Source organism: Mesorhizobium carmichaelinearum (assembly GCF_900199455.1).
Lineage (GTDB): Bacteria > Pseudomonadota > Alphaproteobacteria > Rhizobiales > Rhizobiaceae > Mesorhizobium > Mesorhizobium carmichaelinearum.
In genome coordinates this window covers 1-19179 of the sequence record NZ_FZQR01000004.1, presented here as the reverse complement: position 1 = coordinate 19179, position 19179 = coordinate 1, and the positions used below count along the sequence as shown (strand labels likewise).

13 protein-coding genes are annotated in these 19179 nt (G+C 64.1%); 11 read left to right on the top strand and 2 right to left on the bottom strand.

The window, feature by feature from the left end; all coding sequences use genetic code 11:
• The first annotated feature begins 107 nt into the window (after positions 1-107).
• Positions 108-992 carry an NAD(P)H-binding protein gene (locus CKW40_RS09915; RefSeq protein ID WP_095199770.1) on the top strand — a complete coding sequence of 295 codons (885 nt, stop codon included), beginning with the start codon at positions 108-110 and terminating at the stop codon, positions 990-992.
• Here the strand turns inward: CKW40_RS09915 and CKW40_RS09910 are convergent.
• Complete coding sequence (locus CKW40_RS09910; RefSeq protein ID WP_095199769.1) at positions 989-3478, bottom strand: mechanosensitive ion channel family protein; 2490 nt, start codon at positions 3476-3478, stop codon at positions 989-991. The two genes, CKW40_RS09915 and CKW40_RS09910, sit on opposite strands and share 4 nt — an antisense overlap.
• Positions 3479-3684: 206 nt before the next feature.
• Here CKW40_RS09910 and CKW40_RS09905 point away from each other — a divergent pair, with 206 nt between their 5' ends.
• From CKW40_RS09905 to CKW40_RS09885, 5 genes are all read left to right on the top strand, one after another.
• A complete protein-coding gene (locus CKW40_RS09905) occupies positions 3685-4944 on the top strand; it encodes a sarcosine oxidase subunit beta (RefSeq protein ID WP_095200251.1) in 1260 nt (419 codons plus the stop codon).
• A gap of 10 nt (positions 4945-4954) precedes the next feature.
• Positions 4955-5251, top strand: coding sequence for a sarcosine oxidase subunit delta (locus tag CKW40_RS09900; RefSeq protein WP_095199768.1), 297 nt, complete (start codon positions 4955-4957; stop codon positions 5249-5251).
• Positions 5248-8256 carry a sarcosine oxidase subunit alpha gene (locus CKW40_RS09895; protein WP_095199767.1) on the top strand — a complete coding sequence of 1003 codons (3009 nt, stop codon included), beginning with the start codon at positions 5248-5250 and terminating at the stop codon, positions 8254-8256. Before CKW40_RS09900 ends, CKW40_RS09895 begins: the two co-directional genes overlap by 4 nt.
• On the top strand, positions 8249-8836 hold the full coding sequence (locus CKW40_RS09890; RefSeq protein WP_095199766.1) for a sarcosine oxidase subunit gamma: 588 nt from the start codon (positions 8249-8251) through the stop codon (positions 8834-8836). Before CKW40_RS09895 ends, CKW40_RS09890 begins: the two co-directional genes overlap by 8 nt.
• Before the next feature lie 232 nt (positions 8837-9068).
• Positions 9069-10511: an MFS transporter gene (locus CKW40_RS09885; protein WP_095199765.1), complete on the top strand. Its 1443-nt coding sequence runs from the start codon at positions 9069-9071 to the stop codon at positions 10509-10511.
• Between the two features lie 34 nt (positions 10512-10545).
• On the opposite strand, the gene CKW40_RS09880 is transcribed toward CKW40_RS09885, so the two are convergent.
• Entirely contained in the window at positions 10546-11250 is a 705-nt protein-coding gene (locus tag CKW40_RS09880) for a nitroreductase (RefSeq protein WP_179297906.1), read from the bottom strand.
• Positions 11251-11421: 171 nt separating this feature from the next.
• Here CKW40_RS09880 and CKW40_RS09875 point away from each other — a divergent pair, with 171 nt between their 5' ends.
• The 5 genes from CKW40_RS09875 to CKW40_RS09855 are packed head-to-tail and all read left to right on the top strand — an operon-like array spanning position 11422 to position 19028.
• On the top strand, positions 11422-12018 hold the full coding sequence (locus tag CKW40_RS09875) for a helix-turn-helix domain-containing protein (protein WP_179297905.1): 597 nt from the start codon (positions 11422-11424) through the stop codon (positions 12016-12018).
• Positions 12019-12039: 21 nt separating this feature from the next.
• Positions 12040-14493, top strand: coding sequence for a GcvT family protein (locus CKW40_RS09870; protein WP_095199762.1), 2454 nt, complete (start codon positions 12040-12042; stop codon positions 14491-14493).
• A complete protein-coding gene (locus CKW40_RS09865) occupies positions 14490-15395 on the top strand; it encodes a homocysteine S-methyltransferase family protein (RefSeq protein ID WP_095199761.1) in 906 nt (301 codons plus the stop codon). The genes CKW40_RS09870 and CKW40_RS09865 overlap by 4 nt, the downstream gene beginning before the upstream one ends.
• Entirely contained in the window at positions 15388-16569 is a 1182-nt protein-coding gene (locus CKW40_RS09860; protein WP_095199760.1) for a pyridoxal phosphate-dependent aminotransferase, read from the top strand. The genes CKW40_RS09865 and CKW40_RS09860 overlap by 8 nt, the downstream gene beginning before the upstream one ends.
• Positions 16566-19028 carry a GcvT family protein gene (locus CKW40_RS09855; RefSeq protein WP_179297904.1) on the top strand — a complete coding sequence of 821 codons (2463 nt, stop codon included), beginning with the start codon at positions 16566-16568 and terminating at the stop codon, positions 19026-19028. Before CKW40_RS09860 ends, CKW40_RS09855 begins: the two co-directional genes overlap by 4 nt.
• Positions 19029-19179: the final 151 nt, after the last annotated feature.

The following is a 19179-nucleotide window of genomic DNA, read 5'->3' as shown; positions in this document are numbered from 1 at the left end:
CGCAGCCAATCATCCGTTTTTGTCTTGCGCCGTCTATATCTGGGCGACCCAAGCCCGCCCATCCGGCATTCCTGACATCCCATTGGTCAGATTGAAGGGTACAGGACATGTTTGTTGTGTTGGGCGCTGCCGGAAAGATTGGACGGGCCACCATCGGTGCGCTGCGTCAGCATAACGTTCCGGTCAGGGCCATAGTGCGAAACCCGTCCCATGCCGAAGAGTTCCGTTCGCTTGGTTGCGAAACAGAAATCGCCGATCTGCGCGATGCGCCGGCATTGGCGCGGGCGACAAAGGGCGCCACCGCTGTTCAGGTCATCTGTCCCACCGGCTTCCGCGCCGATGACGCGTCGGCGGAGATGGAATCCACCATCCGGTCCATCGTCACCGCACTGGATCAGAGCCGGCCGCAAAGCATTCTGGCAATCTCGGACTATGGCGCCCAGCTTGCCGCCGGCACCGGCATCACGCTCACATTCCATCATCTGGAATCGCAGCTGAAGACAATCCCGGCGGCGCTGACGGTGCTGCGTTCCGCCGAGCACATGCAAAACTGGAACCGCCTGGCTGGCCGGGCGATTGAGACCGGCGTGCTGCCGAGCCTGCATCATCCCGTATCAAAGTCCTTCCCGACCGTATCGGCCGGCGACGTCGGCCTGATGGCGGCTGATCTCCTCCTTTCGGGCGGCGGCGACGCGCTTCGCTTGGTCCATGCCGAGGGGCCCGATCGTTACAGCGCAACCGATGTGGCGCGGACGCTTGGCGAGGTTGCCGACCGCGAGATCGTCGCCCGCGAATTGCCGAGGCAGGACTGGGTTCCGGCCCTCGTTGGCGGTGGCATCAGCACGAGTTACGCCGAACTGGTCGCCGCGATGTTCGACGCCCACAATGCCGGCCGCATAGATGCCGAACACGGCGTCGGCGAGATCAGGCGCGGCAAGACCGATCTGCGCGCGGCATTGTCGGCGCTGATCGAGAACCGCGAACAAACCTAATCGGGATCGGGCTTGCGCACCTTTCGCCCCGATTTGGCGAGCTTTTTCGCCTCGGCCGCGGCGTCCGCCTTGGCCTGCTCCTGTTCGGCAAAGTCGGCCTCGATCTTGTCGTCGTCGGTCGGCCAGGCCTTCGCATGTTTGGTCTCGATGACGGCGCGCGGCGTGGAGGGGATCTCGATGTGCTGGTCGCTGAATTTTTCCAGCACGGCAAAGCGGACATCGTTCTGCACGATGTTGCCGTTCATCACATCGGCCAGGAACACACGGATCTCGAATTCGAGCGCCGCAGGTCCAAAATTGGAAAACAGCACGAAAGGTTCGGGGTTCTTCAGCACCATCGGGTGGCCGCGTGCGATCTCCAGCAGGATGGCGTGAACCTGCTTGACGTCGCTGCCATAGGCGACGCCGACCTTGATGTCGATGCGGCCGAGCTTGTTGCGATGCGTCCAGTTGCCGACGGCGTTGTTGATCAGGTTCGAATTGGGCAGGATCACCGACTGCCGCTGGAAAGTCTCGATCTCGGTGGCGCGCACGCTGATCTTCTTGACCGTGCCGCTGACGTCGCCGGCGACGATCCAGTCGCCGACCTTGAACGGCCGCTCGGCCAAAAGGATCAGGCCGGAGACGAAATTCGACACCACATTCTGCAGGCCGAAACCGATACCGAGGGAAAGCGCACCGGCCACCAGTGCCAGGCTGGAGAGATCGATACCCGCCGCCGAGATGCCGACCAGCCCCGCCAGCGCCACGCCGGCATAGCCGACCGCGAGCCGGATCGAGTTGCGCACCCCGGTATCGACCTTGCCGCGCGCCATCACGGAGCCGTCGAGCCAACCCTGGAACCAGCGGGTCAGGAAATAGCCGATGATGAAGACGACGATGCCGGACAAGATACCGGTGACCGAAATCGTCACCGAACCGATATTGACCCCGGTCGCCAGCTTGTAGGCCCATGCCTGGATGTCGCCGGGCTGGAACCCCCACATCAACAGGATCAGCGGCAGGAAAACCAGCACGATCAATAGGTTGATGGCAACACTGACGACCAGGCCGAGCTGGTCTAGTGCCGTGTCCTCGTAGCTGGAATTGGTCGACAGCCAGCGCCCGACAGTGGTGTTGGCGAAAGCCCCCTCCTCGCCGATCGCCTGCGCCGACAGGAAGCCGATATAGGCGGTGATCAGTGCCGTGCCGGTGACCACGACTTGCAGCGAGACGAACAGAGCAAGGCCGATATAGCCAAGCAAGGCGGCGATGATGGTGAACAGGCCAAGCGCCAGCGCCAGATAGCGCAGCCATGCCGGCCACGGCCGCCAGCTTCCGTCGCGTGCCTTGAACGGCCGCAGCATCGCCATCAGGATCAAGAGGATGCCGACGACAATGGTGGCGACGAAACTGCGCGCGATGGTCAGCGACAGCGGTGATCCCATCTTGTCGTTGACGACAGACAGGAAGGTGTTGACGCTGATGACGACCGCCATGGCGGTGGACAGGCGCACCAGCCAGCGCGCCGGCCCGGTTTCGACCGGGATGAGGCGCCAGTTCGGCAGCCGCGGCTCAAGCGCCGCATTGGTCAGCCGGTTGACGCAGAATATCACCCCTATGGCAGTCGCCAGCGCATTGAGGAACAAGCCAATGTCGCCACGCAACACATTGTAATAATTGAAAAAGAAGATGGTCGAGCCGAGGAACGAACCGACTGCCAGCGTCGGCAGCAAGGTGGACCAGAAGGCCACCGACAAGCGGCTGAGATAGGACGGATCTTCGTTGGAGGGGTCGGCCTCGAACACCCGCCCGAACAGGCGCCTGCCGCCGACCAGCAGCACCAGCGCCAGGCCGAGCGCCACGAAGGTTGCTGCGAGGATGGCCTGGAACTTGAACTTGAACGCGAAGCTCAGCCAGGACGACACCGCCTTGTAAAAGTTGGCGTATTCCTCCTGGGCGTCGGAGAAGACCTGCGGGCTCAGCGCATCGGACAGCACGTAGCGCTTGGTCAAAAGGTTGCGGAACAGCTCGCTGCGCATATTGCCGATCTTGTCGATCAGTCCGCTGATGCGGATCGACAGGTTCTGCGCGGCGGCGACGACCGCGTTGATCTCGGCCTTTTCCGACGCCAGTGCCTGGCGTTCGCCGGTCACGATGTCGGGCTCCTGCGGCTGGCCCGCAGCCGGCGGTGGACCGAGCACCTCGATGCGATTGTTGATGTCGGTGAGCCGCGAACGGAACGCCAGCGCACTGGTCAATGCCGCCCGCGACAGATCCTCCAGCTGCAGACGGATATCCACGAGCGAGGCATCGTCCTCACTGTCCTGCTGTATTTTCTTTTCGAGATCGTCGGTCTTGGCCGTCAGGCCCTGGATGACTTTCTGCTGATCGGTGATCAAGCCGGCGGAGCCCTGGCCAAGCGCCTGCGCCATCGCCTCGAACGAAGGCGGCGCCGAAATAACCAGCGCGAGGACCAGGATGAGGCGAAGCAATCGAAAAAGCATGATTTGTTGGCGACTCACCGGCGGCAAAGACATTCAAAAAGCCTGTCCTTGATAAAGACGGCCATATCATGGGGCAAGCCGTCGCATCCGATCGCGCTCGGATCGCGATCCGAGCGTCGGCCAGTCGAAAGGCCATGGCGCAATATTGGCTTTGCGGATGCGGCCTGCTCTATAGTCTGCCGCATCGCCCGAACCGGATGACAATGATGGCAGAGTACTCGGCCTTTTCGCTGCTCGCGAACGCGCTCAAGGGAAACAAGGACTGGAAGCCGGCCTGGCGCAAGCCGGACCCGAAGGCTTCCTATGACGTCATCATCATCGGTGGCGGCGGCCACGGGCTGGCGACCGCCTATTATCTGGCCAAGGAACACGGCATCACCAATGTGGCGGTGCTCGAAAAGGGCTGGCTCGGCTCCGGCAATGTCGGGCGCAACACCACGGCGGTGCGCTCGAACTACCTGCTGCCGGCCAACACCCGCTTCTACGAACACTCGATGAAGATGTGGGAGGGCCTGTCGCACGAGCTCAATTACAATGTCATGTTCTCGCAGCGCGGCTGCCTGAACCTGGCGCACACGCCGGCCCAGTTCGACGACTATGCAAGGCGCGGCAATGCCATGCGCCATCTCGGCGTCGATGCCGAACTGATGACGCCGGCGCAGATCAAGCGCCTGATCCCGGCGCTCGATTTTTCCAGCGACGCACGTTTTCCCGTCGTCGGCGGCCTGATGCAGCGGCGCGCCGGCACCGCCCGCCATGATGCCGTGGCCTGGGGCTATGCGCGCGGCGCCGACCGGCGCGGCGTCGACATCATCGAGAATTGCGAGGTCACCGGCTTCCTGCGGGACGGCGACCGCGTCACCGGCGTTACCACATCGCGCGGCGACATCAGGGCCAAGAAGGTGGCGGTCGCGGTGGCCGGCAGCACCGGGCGCGTCATGCGGCTGGCCGGCATCGAGACGATGCCGATCGAGAGCCATGTGCTGCAGGCCTTCGTGACGGAATCGCTAAAGCCCTTTATCGACACGGTCGTGACCTTCGGCATGGGGCATTTCTACATGTCGCAGTCCGACAAGGGCGGCCTTGTCTATGGCGGCGACATCGACGGCTACAACAGCTACGCCCAGCGCGGCAACCTGCCCATTGTCGACGAAGTGATGAGCGAGATGCTGGCGCTGTTTCCGGGCCTTGCGCGGGTGCGCATGCTGCGTTCCTGGGGTGGCGTGTGCGACATGTCGATGGACGGCTCGCCGATCATCACCACCGGCCCGCTGCCCGGCATGTATCTCAACTGCGGCTGGTGCTATGGCGGCTTCAAGGCGACGCCGGCTTCCGGTTGGACCTTTGCCTGGACCATCGCCAAGGATGAGCCGCACGACTTCAACGCGCCGTTCACCCTTGACCGCTTCCACCGCGGCCTCGTCATCGACGACAAGGGCCAAGGCGCGAACCCGCGGCTTCATTAGGAAACATCCCGTGCTGATCACTTGCCCCTATTGCGGCCCGCGCGACGTCATCGAATTCACCTATCAGGGTGACGGCAACCGCGAGCGTCCCGATCCCGCCTCGCAAAATTTCGAAGCCTGGAACGCCTATGTCTATGACCGGCTGAACCCGGCCGGCGACCACAATGAGATCTGGCAGCATTCCGGCGGTTGCCGAGCGCATCTGAGGGTCGTGCGCAACACGCTGACGCATGAGATTTCGAGCGTCGCCTTCGTGCGCGGCGATCATGGCTCGGCCGCGCGCCGCAAGGCGGAGGACAAGCCATGAGCCCGCGCCGCACCGACACTGGCGGCCGCATCGACCGGCTGAAAACTATCCGCTTCACCTTCGACGGCGTTGCCTATACCGGCCATGCCGGCGACACGCTGGCATCCGCGCTGCTGGCCAAGGGCGTCACGCTTTTCGGGCGCTCGTTCAAATATCACCGCCCACGCGGCCTGCTCACGGCAGGTGTGGAGGAGCCCAATGCGCTGGTGACGGTGCTGAAGGGCGAGGTGCGCGAGCCCAACATCCCGGCGACCATGGTCGAGATCCATGACGGGCTGGTCGCGATCAGCCAGAACCGCTTTCCGTCGCTGGCCTGGGACGTCAACGCCGTCAACCAGCTTGGCGGCAAGATCCTGTCCGCCGGCTTCTACTACAAGACCTTCATGGGGCCGGTGATCGGTCCGCTGAAGGGCACGCGCTTCTGGATGTTCTGCGAGCACTTCATCCGCCGCGCCGCCGGTCTCGGCAGCGCCGGATCGGCAAAAGACCCCGCCCGCTACGAGCGCATGAACGCCTTTTGCGACGTGCTGGTGGTTGGCTCGGGTCCTGCCGGCCTGATGGCCGCCAAGGCCGCCGCCGATCAGGGCGCCCGCGTCATGCTTGCCGATCTCGAACCGCGTTTCGGCGGCTCGACCAACTGGTCCGGTGAAACCATCGATGGCGCACCGGCCGCCGAATGGGCCCGCCGCACGGTCACCCAGCTCCAAGGCCGCGACAATGTCCGGCTTTTGCCGCGCACCACGGTGTGGGGCTATTACGACAACAACACGCTTGCAGCACTCGAACGGGTCAGCGACCACAAGGAGCAACCCGCCAAGGGCGAACCGCGCCACCGCTACTGGGCGATCCGCGCCAGATCCGTGGTGCTGGCCACCGGCGCCTTCGAACGGCCGCTGGTTTTCCCGGGCAATGACAGGCCGGGCGTGATGCTGGCACATGCCGCCGAGCGATACGTCAACGAATTCGGCGTGCTGTCGGGCGAGCGGATCGCGCTGTTCACCAACAATGACAGCGCCTATCGCGCGGCCGTCGCCCTCAAGAAAGCGGGTGCGGCGATCGTCGCCATCGCCGACGTCAGGTCCGAGCTGTCAGCCGAAATGCGCAAACTGGCGACGGAGGCCGAAGCCGAAGTGCTGGCCGGCCATGCCGTCGTCGCCACCGAGGGCGGCAAGGCGGTCTCCGGCATCAAGGTCCAGCGTTTCGATATGCTCACCGGCGCGCTCACCGGCGACGAACGAAGCATCCACGCCGACTGCCTGCTGATGTCGGGCGGCTGGTCGCCGACCATCCATCTGGCCAGCCAGGCCGGCGCCAAAGCGGAATGGAATGCCGCACGGCAGGCTTTCCTGCCGCCGAAGCCGACGCAGCAATGGCCAACGCAGCAATGGATTGGTGCCGGCGCCTTCACCGGCAGTTTTTCGACGGCCGAAGCGATCGCCGAAGGCCGGGCCGCCGGTCTTGCTGCCGCAGGTGGAACGAGCACGCCGGCGGCATTGCCCACGGTCGAAGCTCTACCCGGTGACCCCGATCCGGCGCCTGTCTTCGAGATCAGGGCCAAGGGCAAGAGCTTTGTCGACTTCCAGCACGACGTGACGGCGGAAGATGTCCGCCTGGCGCATCGCGAAGGCTTCGTCTCGGTCGAGCATCTGAAGCGCTACACCACGCTCGGCATGGCGACCGACCAGGGCAAGAGCTCCAATGTTCCCGGCCTTGCCATCATGGCCGAGGCGCTGAGCAAGCCGATCCCGGAAGTCGGCACGACTCGCTTCCGGCCTCCCTTCGCGCCGGTGTCGATCGGCTCGCTGGCGGCGGAACGCTTTGGCGACCTAAAGCCGGAGCGGCTGACGCCGATGCATGACTGGCACCTCGCCAATGGCGCGACCATGTATTCCGCCGGCCTCTGGTACCGGCCGATGATCTACGGACTTTCAGGCGAAACGATCGAGCAGGCCTATGTGCGCGAAGCCAAGGCGACGCGCGAAAGTGCCGGGATCGTCGATGTCTCGACACTGGGCAAGATCGCCGTGCAGGGCCCCGACGCCGCTACCTTCCTCGACCGCGTCTATACCAACATGTTTTCGACGTTGGCTGTCGGCAAGGCCCGCTACGGGCTGATGCTGCGCGAGGACGGCTTTGCCTTCGACGACGGCACCACCTGGCGGCTCGGCGAACAGGATTTCCTGATGACCACCACCACGGCCAATGCCGGCAAGGTGATGCAGCATCTGGAATATTTCCTCGACGTGATCTGGCCGGAGCTGAAAGTACACGTCACCTCGGTGACCGACGAATGGGCGGGTGCCGCGATCGGCGGACCGAAAGCCAGGCAAATCCTGGCCGCCTGCGTCACCGACACCGCGGTCGACAATGCAACACTGCCCTTCATGGGCATCGTGCGTGGCGAGATAGCAGGCGTGCCAGTGATGATCTGCCGGCTTTCTTTCTCCGGTGAGATGGCCTTCGAGGTCTATTCCGGCGCCGGCCATGGCACCCATGTCTGGGAAGCCTTGATTGAAACAGGCAAGCCGTTCGGCCTGGTCACCTACGGGCTCGAGGCGCTGGGCACGATGCGCATCGAGAAGGGCCATGTCACCGGCGCCGAGATCGACGGCCGCACCACCGCGCGCGACCTGCATCTCGACTGGATGCTGTCGAAGAAGAAGCCGTTCATCGGCTCGGCGATGATGGACCGCGAGGGCCTGATCGCGTCCGACCGGCTGGAACTGGTCGGCCTGATTGCACTCGACAACCGGCCGCTCAATGGCGGCGCGCACATTGTCGAGGCGTTGGACGAGGCCAATCCGCACGGCTCGATCGGCCACATCACCGCCTGCTGCTATTCGCCGGCGCTCGGCAAGCATATTGCGCTGGCGCTGGTCGAGGGCGGTAAGGCCAGGCACGGCACCCGCGCCCATGTCTCCGATCCCTTACGCAACCGCTTCGGGCCGGTCGAAATCGTCTCCAACCATTTCTACGATCCTGAAGGGACCCGCATGCATGGTTGAGCGCCAATCCCCGCTCGAGCCGGAGTTTCATGTGGGCTCGCATGGCAATTTCGAACATGGCGTCGAGATCCTGCTCACGGAGACAAGGCCCGGCTCGATCGTGCAGCTCGCCGCATGGCCGGGCGAAGAGAAGAAGCTGATCGCTGCCATCCGCACCGTCACCGGGCTGTCGCTACCCGACGGCGCCGGCGGTGGCCTGAGCGATGGCGTGAAGTCGGTGTTCGGCTTCGCGCCGGGAAAATTCACCGTGGCCGACGAAGACGAAGGGCTAGCTGCGGCTTTTGCCAAAGCGGTGACGCCGGCCATCGGCACCGTGACCGACCTGTCGCATGGCCGCACCGCCATCCGCATCGCCGGGCCGAAGGCCGAATGGGTGCTGGCGAAATTCTTCGCCATCGACTTCGCGCTTACGGCCTTCCCGATCGGCGCCGGCCGCTCGACCACCCATCACGACGTCTTCGCCCAGATCCAGCGCACCGGCGCCGACCAGTTCGACATCTATGTCTTCCGCTCCTTCGCGCGTTCGTTCTGGAAGGCGCTCTGCCATGCCAGCGAGGAAGTCGGCTACGAAGTGCAGTAGAGCAACTCCAGGAAAAGTGTGAAACGGTTTTCCGTCCGGAGTTGCGTCAAAACAAGGACGCGGTGGCGGCACAAGGCCGCTTCGCCCTTCTTCTGGCCTCAATGCCGGCCGGTTCTGCCGCTAGAGAATCGCGCCGTGGACGGCCATGGTGGAAAAACGTGGCCGCCCAATCGGCCCAAGGGATAAAAATCCCGTCTCAGACTCGGCACATTCGTTTGGTTCGAACATCCCCATGACCGCAGAACTATCCGCCGGCGCACCAGATCGCGCCGATGTGTCGGCCAGAGCCTTGCTCCTGCTGCCGCTGACGGTCGCCTGTGGCGTGTTCATGACCAGCCTCGACCAGAATGTCGTGGTAACAGCGCTGCCCGGCATCGGCGAAAGCCTCGCCCGCCCGCCGAGCCAACTCGGCCTGTTGATCACCGTCTATGTCGCCAGCCTGATCATCTCGATGCCGCTTGGCGGCTGGGCCGCCGACCGCTTCGGCCTGCGCAACGTCTACTGCTTTGCCTTGCTGGTGTTCGCCGGCTCGTCGGCTCTGTGCGGACTGTCTGATAACATCTGGACGCTGGTCGGCGCCCGCGCGCTGCAGGGATTTGGCGGGGCGCTGATGGGCACGCTCGGCCAGGTCGTCATCCTGTCGAGCTTCCCGCGCAACCGGACGCTGAAGATCAACATGTATATCTCGGTGGCCAGCCAGACCGGGCCGCTGGTTGGCCCGCTCGTCGGCGGCGCGCTGACCACCTACATTTCCTGGCGCTGGATCTTCTTCATCAATGTGCCGTTCGCGCTGGCGGCAGCGATCCTTGCCGCCTCACTGTTCCCGACGGTGACTAAACCCGTGCGCACGCGCTTCGATTTTCCCGGCTTTCTGCTGGTCGGCAGCGGCATGGTGCTTCTGGTGTTCGGCATGGACTCGCTTGCCGCCAAGGACGCCGCCGGCGGCCTGATTGCCGGTGAACTGGTGCTGGCGGTCATCATCCTGTCGATTGCCTCGCTCTACTGCCTGCGCGTGCCCAATCCCCTGCTCGACCTCAAGCTCTTGCGCATCCGCACATTCCGCATCTCGTTCCTCACCGGCGGTGGGCTGGACACAATTGGCCTCAGCTCCGTCGCCTTCCTGCTGCCGCTGATGTTCCAGCTTGGTTTCGGCATGAGCGCGGTGCAGGCGGGATCGCTGACCTTCGTTGCCGCGCTCGGCTCGGTGGTCATGCGTTTCTTCATGCCACGCGTGCTCAACCGGTTCGGGTTCCGCCGCGTGCTGGTCTTCAACACGCCTGTTGTTGCCGCGCTGGTTGCGGGCTTCGCCTTGATGCAGGCGACGACGCCGGTCTGGATCGTGCTTGGCTATATCTTCGCTTTCGGCGTCTTTCGTTCCATACAATGGGCGTCGACCGGTAATCTCGCCTATTCCGACATCGCCCCCGAACAGCTCGCCCGCTTCAGCGCCCTCTATTACATCCTCTGGCAGCTGGCAGTGGCGATCAGCGTTGGCCTGGCGGCGGCCATGCTGTCGTTCCTGGCCGGCGGCGGCCCTGCCGTGACCAATGATTTTCGGATCCTGTTCGCGATCGAGGGCGTCATCACGCTCTGCGCGCTGCTTGCCTATCTCAAGCTGACGCCGCAGGACGGCGCCCATGTCAGCGGCCACGGCCTGCAGATGAATACGGAATGATCGTCACACGCCGCCGAGTTTTTCGGCGGCCGCTCTATTCGCTGAACGTCACCCACTCTTCCAGCGGCACCCGATCGGTGCGGAAGGCGTTTTCCGGCTTGGACGTGTCCTCATAGCCCAGCGCCATGCCGCAGACGACGATCTCCTCATCGGGAATGTTGAGCACCGGCCGGATCTGCCGGTGATAGGGCGCGAAGGCGGCCTGCGGGCAGGTGTGCAGGCCCCTGCCCCGCGCCGCGACCATGATGTTCTGCAGGAACATGCCGTAGTCGATCCACGAACCCTGGTTGAGGCGGCGGTCGATGGTGAAGATCATGCCGACAGGCGCGTCGAAGAAGACGAAGTTGCGGTCATGCTGGGCGCGCATCTTGTCGACCTCCCGTCGGCCGATGCCAAGCGCGCCATAGAGGCCGAAACCATTGGCACGGCGGCGGGTAAGATACGGCTCGAAGAACTGGGTGGGATAGTAGCGGTATTCGTCCCAGTCGGCCTTTTCGGCGCGGATACCGGAATTCAGGACAGCATCCGATATCTGTTGCTTGGTCTCGCCCTTGGTGACGTAGACCCGCCATGGCTGCATGTTGGTGCCGGACGGGGCGCGCGCCGCAACCGCCAGAATGTCGCGGATGGTGTCATCGTCGATCATGTCGGGCAAAAACGCGCGCACCGAACGGCGCGACACGATCGCCTCGTCGACGATCTCGGCCTCATCCGCGATTCGAGCCTTCTTTTCCAACATGGGCCGTCCCTTAGCCTTTGTGTCGATCGGACGTCCCCACTCGCCGCTCGCGGCGGAGCCTTTGCATGAACCGTCAAAATCCTGCAAGCAAATCTTGAGCATTGGTGAAAATCTACTTGATTTTTTCATGAGCTTGATCTCTCATGAAATTCGGATGGAAATTTTCATGAAATGAGCGTTCTGCCTTCCACTACCCCGCGAACATTGCAGGGACCTGACGAACGCGTACTGGCCAGCGATATCAGGGCGCTGCGCCGGGCACGCGGGCTGACGCTCGCCGAGATCGCCCTGAAACTCAGCCGTTCGGTCGGCTGGGTCAGCCAGGTCGAACGCGGCCTGTCGACGCCGTCGCTCAGCGATCTCAGGGCCTTCGCCGAGCTGTTCGGCGTGCCGATCAGCCTGTTCTTCAGCCATGACGTGCCGGTCGAGAGCGAGCGCGGCGTGGTGGTGCGGGCCGGCAGGCGCCGCACGCTTGGCACCAGCGAATCCGGCCTGGTGGAAGAACTCCTGTCGCCCGATCTCGGTGGTAGCTTCGAGATGGTGCGCTCGATCTTCGCACCGGGCGCGGAGATGAAGACCCAGCAGCTGCGGCCGACCGAGGAAGCCGGCTACCTCGCCTCGGGCATTTTCGAGATCGAGATAGCGGGCGTCTGGCACCGCCTCGGCGAAGGCGATTCCTTCCGCTTCGAAGGCAAACCCTACCGCTGGCGCAATCCAGGCACCGAGCCGGCGGTTGTCATCTGGGTGGTTTCACCACCCGTCTATTGAGTCAATTTCTGGGAGAAGAACATGGCGGGTTTGCCGAGCACGGCGCGCGTGGTGATCATCGGAGGTGGCGTCGTCGGCACCTCCTCGCTCTATCATCTCGCCAAAGCGGGCTGGACCGACTGCGTGCTTCTGGAAAAGAACGAGCTGACCTCAGGCTCGACCTGGCATGCCGCCGGCAATGTGCCGACCTTCTCCTCGTCCTGGTCGCTGATGAACATGCAGCGCTATTCGACCGAGCTGTACCGGGGCCTCGCCGACGCGGTCGACTATCCCATGAACTATCACGTCACCGGCTCGCTGCGGCTCGCCCACTCCTGGGAGCGCATGCAGGAATTCCAGCGCGCCAAGGGCATGGGCCGCTATCAGGGCATGGACATCGACGTGGTCGGCGTCGACGAGATCAAGCGCCGCTATCCCTTCATCGAGACGCACGACCTGAAAGGCGCGCTCTATGACCCGAGCGACGGCGACATCGACCCGGCGCAGTTGACGCAGGCGCTGGCCAAGGGCGCGCGCGACCTGGGCGCGAAAATCATCCGCTTCTGCCCCGTCACCGGCGTGCGCCGCGAGAAGGATGAATGGGTGGTCGCCACGCCGCAGGGCGAGATCCGCTGCGAGATCGTCGTCAATGCCGCCGGTTACCGCGCTGCTGAAGTGGCCCGGATGTTCGGCCGTGAAGTGCCGATGATGGTGATGAGCCACCAATACATCCTGTTCGAGGAAATCCCCGAACTCGCCGCCTGGTCGAAGGAACAGGGCAAGAAACTGCCACTGCTGCGCGATGTCGATACGTCCTATTACCTGCGCCAGGAAAAGGCCGGCATGAATCTCGGCCCCTATGAGCGCAATTGCCGCGCCCACTGGGCCACCCCTGGCGATCCGATGCCGGAGGATTTTTCCTTCCAGCTCTTCCCCGACGATCTCGACCGGCTGGAACATTACCTGGCCGATGCCGTCGCCCGCGTGCCGATCCTGGGCACCGCCGGCCTGTCCAAGGTCATCAACGGTCCGATCCCCTATGCGCCGGACGGCAATCCGCTGATCGGCCCGATGCCCGGCGTGCCCAATGCCTTCGAGGCCTGCGTCTTCACCTTCGGCATCGCGCAAGGCGGCGGCGCCGGCAAGGTGCTGGCCGAGTGGGTCACGCAGGGCCAGACCGAATGGGATATGTGGTCCTGCGATCCGCGCCGCTTTACGTCCTTTGCATCCGCGCCGGACTATTGCGTCGCCAAGGGCCTGGAAATCTACGGCAATGAATACGCCATCCAGTTCCCGCGCCATGCCTGGCCCGAAGGGCGCGACAGGAAACTGTCGCCGATCCATGACCGCACCAAGGCGCTCGGCGGCCGCTTCGACGCCTATAATGGCTGGGAGCGCGCCACCTGGTATGCGAAGGACGGCGACGACATTTCCGAGGAAGCGACGCTAACCTTCCGCCGTGAAGGTCCCTGGCAGCATCGCGTCCGTGAAGAGTGCCACGCTGTCCGCGACGCCGCCGGCATCCTCGACCTGCCGGGTTTCTCGCGCTTCAACCTCGAAGGCCCCGGCGGCGCCGAATGGCTGAGCCTGCAGGTCACCGGACTGGTGCCGAAGCCCGGCCGCATCGGCCTCGTCTACTTCGCCGACGACAAGGGCCGCATCGTCACCGAAATGTCCGTCGTGCGCCACGACGAGAATGTGATGACGCTGATCACCGCCGCGGTCGCGCAATGGCATGATTTCGAATGGCTGAAATCGCGCATGCCCAAGGACGCGCCATTCAAGCTGATCGACCGCACCGAGGAATTCTCCACTCAGATCCTGGCCGGCCCCAATTCGCGGAAAATCCTCGCCGATGTCTGCGACGCCGACCTCACTCTGCCCTGGCTGACGCATCAGGAAACGAAGATCGCCGGCCGCTGGGCCAAGCTCGTGCGTGTTTCCTTCGCCGGCGAACTCGGCTGGGAAATCCACACAAAAGTCGGTGACACCGCCGCCATCTTCGACGCCATCTGCGCGGCTGGTCAGAAGCACGGCCTGAAACCGTTCGGCATGTACGCGCTGGATTCGCTCAGGCTGGAGAAGGGCTACCGCACCTGGAAGGGGGATCTGTCGACCGACTATTCCATCCTGCAGGGCGGGCTGGAGCGCTTCGTCAAATGGGAAAAGCCCGACTTCCGCGGCAAGGCCGCACTGCAGAACGAAAAGCAGCAAGGCGTGAAGAAGCGCTTCGTCACGCTGGTGGTCGAGAACCCCGGCGATTGCGACGCGCCCTACATGTCGACGCTGTGGCATGGCGGCCAGATCGTCGGCGAGACCACGTCAGGCGGCTGGGGCCATCGCATCGACAAGTCCATCGCGCTCGGCATGCTGCGGATGGATTTGACCGAGCCCGGCACATCCGTCGAGGTCGAAATCTTCGGCGATCGTTTCCAGGCGGTCGTGCAGAAGGACGAGCCGCTCTGGGATCCCAGGAACGAAAGGCTGCGCGCATGAAGAATGTCATCCTCACCGATGGCGGCATGGGCCAGGAACTGGTCCGCCGCAGCAAATCCGAGCCGACGCCGTTGTGGTCGGCCAGGGTCTTGATTGACGAACCCGATCTGGTGCGCGATCTGCATGCCGAATTCATCCGCGCCGGCGCGCGCGTCATCACCATCAACACCTATTCGGCGACACCCGAACGCCTGGCGCGCGAGGGCGCCGAGGAGCTGTTCAAGCCGCTGCAGAAGCGTGGCATCGAGCTGGCCAGGCAGGCTCGCGACGAAGCCGGCGACGCAACGATCGCCGGCTGCCTGTCGCCGCTTTTCGGCAGCTATGCGCCTGTGCTGACCATCTCCTACCAGGAGACGCTCGACATCTATCGCCGCATCGTTGCCGAGCAGGTGGATGGCGTCGATCTCTTCCTCTGCGAAACCATGGCGTCAGCCGATGAGGCACGCGCGGCCGTCACCGCGGCATCGGAAAGCGGCAAGCCGGTCTGGGTGTCGTGGACGCTCGCCGATCACGGCACGCCGCGTCTGCGCAGCGGCGAAACAATAGCCGCCGCGGCCAGCGCGCTCGATGGCCTGCCGATAGCGGCGCGGCTGCTCAACTGCTGCCGGCCGGAAGCGATCGCCGCCGCCTTGCCTGAACTGATCGATCTCGGCGGCCCGGTCGGCGCCTATGCCAATGGCTTCACCTCCACAGAGGCGCTCAAGCACGGCGGTACCGTCGATGTGCTGCACGCCCGCCACGACCTCGGCCCGGACGCCTATGCCGAGCAAGCGATCGGTTGGGTGGAGGCAGGTGCCGACATCGTCGGCGGCTGCTGCGAAGTCGGACCGCCGCACATTGCCGCGCTGCGTGATCGACTGCAGCAGGACGGTTACGAAATTTCGGGGGTTTTGCATGCCTAGACCATCGTCGCGCATCTCCGGCATCGTGCCTTCGGGCAAGGATGGCTGGGAAGTCCATTCCGCCGCCTGGGCCCGCAAGGCCGCCGGCGAGGACATCATCATGCTGTCGGTCGGCGACCATGATTTCGACACGCCCTCGCAAACGATCGAGGCCTGCGTGGCCGCGGTCCGCGGCAGCAATCACCATTACACGCCTCTGCCCGGCCTGCCGCGCCTGCGCCAGGCAATGGCGGCAGCCTCCAGCGCCTGCACCGGCGTCGAGACGACGCCTGACCAGGTGATCGCCACGCCGGGCGGCCAGGCGGCCCTCTACGCGGCGGTGCAGGCGGTTCTCGACCAGGGCGACCACGCCATCGTCGTTGCCCCTTACTACGCCACCTATCCCAACACGTTCAGCGCCGCCGGCGCCAGTTTCACCGTCGTCGAGACGCCGGCCGAGGATGGTTTCCAGCCGCACGCCGACATGATCCGCGCGGCACTCAAGCCCAACACCCGCGCCATCCTGATCAACACGCCGAACAACCCGACAGGTGCCGTTTATTCGCGCGAGCGGCTCGAACAGCTGGCCGAAATCTGCCGCGAGCACGACCTCTGGCTGCTGTCGGACGAGGTCTACTGGACGCTGGGCGGCGGCGAGCACGTCTCGCCGCGCTCGCTGCCCGGCATGGCCGAGCGCACGCTGGTCATCAATTCCATGTCGAAAAGCCATGGCATGACCGGTTGGCGCATGGGCTGGCTGACCGGTCCGGAAACGATGATCACGCTGCTCATCAATCTCAATCTGGTGACCACCTACGGCCTGCCGGCCTTCATCTCGGTCGCCTGCGCCGAGGCGCTTGAGAATCATTACGGCGTGAAGGACATCGCCGAGCGCTACGCGGCGCGCCGCACCATCTTCCTCGATGCCGTGCGCGGCATGAACGACGTCGCCGTGCGCGGCTCCGAAGGCGGCATGTATGTGATGCTCGATATATCGGAGGTCGAACCCGACGACGAGAAATTCGCCTTTGCCTTCCTCGACAAGGAGAATGTCGGCGTGATGCCCGGCTCAAGCTTCGGCGAAGCCGCCGCCGGCCACATCCGCATCAGCCTCTGCCAGCCGGAGCCGATTCTCCGAGAAGCGGCACTTCGGCTGCGCCGTTTTGCTTCCAGCTATCGCCGCGAGGCCGCATGACCAAGACCATCCCCACCAAGGCCATTCCTACCAAAGCGAGGGCCGTCATCATCGGCGGCGGCGTCTCCGGTTGCTCGGTCGCCTATCATCTGGCCAAGCTCGGTTGGACCGACATCGTGCTTTTGGAACGCAAGCAGCTGACCTCGGGCACGACCTGGCATGCCGCCGGCCTGATCGGCCAGTTGCGCGGCTCGCAGAACATGACGCGGCTGGCGAAATATTCGGCCGACCTCTACGTCAAGCTGGAGGCGGAGACCGAAGTCGGCACCGGCATGCGCCAGGTCGGCTCGATCACCGTCGCGCTGACCGAGGAGCGCAAGCACGAGATCTACCGGCAAGCGTCGCTGGCGCGTGCCTTCGACGTCGATGTGCGCGAGATTTCTCCCAAGGAAGTCAAAGAGATGTACCCGCATCTCAACGTGTCCGACGTCGTCGGCGCCGTGCATCTGCCGCTCGACGGGCAGTGCGACCCCGCCAACATCGCCATGGCGCTGGCCAAGGGTGCCCGCCAGCGCGGCGCCACCATCGTCGAGAATGTGAAGGTCACCAAGGTCCACACCAAAGCCGGCCGCGTCACCGGCGTGTCCTGGGCGCAGGGCGAAGAACAAGGCACCATCGAGGCCGACATCGTCGTCAACTGCGCTGGCATGTGGGCGCGTGAATTGGGCGCGCAGAACGGCGTCACCATCCCGCTGCACGCCTGCGAGCATTTCTATCTCGTCACCGAGCCGATCCCCGGCCTCAGCCGCCTGCCGGTGCTGCGCGTGCCCGACGAGTGCGCCTACTACAAGGAAGACGCCGGCAAGATGATGCTCGGCGCTTTCGAGCCGGTGGCCAAACCTTGGGGCATGGACGGCATCCGCGAGGATTTCTGTTTCGACCAATTGCCCGAGGATATGGACCATTTCGAGCCGATCCTCGAAATGGGCGTCAACCGCATGCCGATGCTGGCCACCGCCGGCATCCACACCTTCTTCAACGGCCCTGAGAGTTTCACCCCCGACGACCGCTACTATCTCGGCGAGGCGCCGGAACTGTCCGGCTACTGGATGGCGACCGGCTACAATTCGATCGGCATCGTCTCCTCCGGCGGCGCCGGCATGGCGCTGGCGCAGTGGATCAACGATGGCGAAGCGCCCTTCGATCTCTGGGAAGTCGACATCCGCCGCGCCCAGCCCTTCCAGAAGAACCGCCGCTATCTCAAGGAGCGCGTCTCCGAAACGCTCGGCCTGCTCTATGCTGATCATTTCCCCTATCGGCAGATGGCGACATCGCGTGGTGTGCGCCGCTCGCCTTTGCATGAGCACCTGAAGGCGCGCGGCGCCGTGTTTGGCGAGGTCGCCGGCTGGGAGCGTGCCAACTGGTTCGCCCGCGAGGGACAGGAGCGCGAATACCGCTATTCCTGGAAGCGGCAGAACTGGTTCGACAACCAGCGCGAGGAACATCTGGCGGTCCGCAACAAGGTCGGCCTGTTCGACATGACCTCCTTCGGCAAGATCCGCGTCGAGGGCCGTGACGCCTGCGCCTTCCTGCAAAAACTCTGCGCCAACGACATGGACGTGGCGCCGGGCAAGATCGTCTACACACAGATGCTCAACCAGCGCGGCGGCATCGAAAGCGACCTCACTGTCTCGCGGCTGTCGGATACGGCCTACTTCCTCGTCGTACCGGGCGCCACACTGCAGCGTGATCTGGCCTGGCTGCGCCGGCATGTCGGCGACGAATTCGTGGTCATCACCGATGTCACGGCAGCTGAAAGCGTGCTCTGCCTGATGGGACCGGATGCGCGAAAGCTCATCCAGAAAGTCAGCCCCAACGATCTTTCCAACGAGAACAATCCGTTCGGCACCTTCCAGGAGATCGAGATCGGCATGGGCCTCGCCCGCGCCCACCGCGTCACCTATGTCGGCGAACTCGGCTGGGAGCTCTATGTCTCGACCGACCAGGCGGCGCACGTCTTCGAGGCGATCGACGAGGCCGGCGCCGATATCGGGCTGAAACTCTGCGGCCTGCACACACTGGATTCCTGCCGCATCGAAAAGGCCTTTCGGCATTTCGGCCACGACATCACCGACGAGGACAATGTGCTGGAAGCCGGCCTCGGCTTCGCGGTGAAGACGGCCAAGGGCGACTTCATCGGCCGCGACGCCGTGCTGAAGAAGAAGGAAGCCGGATTGAGCCGCCGCCTGGTCCAGTTCCGGCTGAAAGACCCGCAGCCCCTGCTCTTCCACAACGAAGCCATCCTGCGCGACGGCAAGATCGTCGGCCCGATCACCTCAGGCAATTACGGCCATCATCTCGGCGGCGCGATCGGGCTGGGCTATGTGCCGTGCCAGGGCGAGAGCGAAGCGGATGTGCTGGCCTCGTCCTATGAAATCGAAATCGCCGGCGAGCGCTTTGCGGCGGAAGCGTCGCTGAAGCCGATGTATGATCCGAAGGCAGAGCGGACGAGGATGTAGCGCCTCTTCCTTCTCCCCGTTTACGGCAGGGGAATCGCATATGGCGATTTTGGGCTTGAAGTTGGTTTGAGAAGGGATTCTTTGGGAAGGCAGTCCACCGAGGAGTGACTGCCATTACCAGCCTTGAGAGCTATTTCGGTACGGTGCCTGA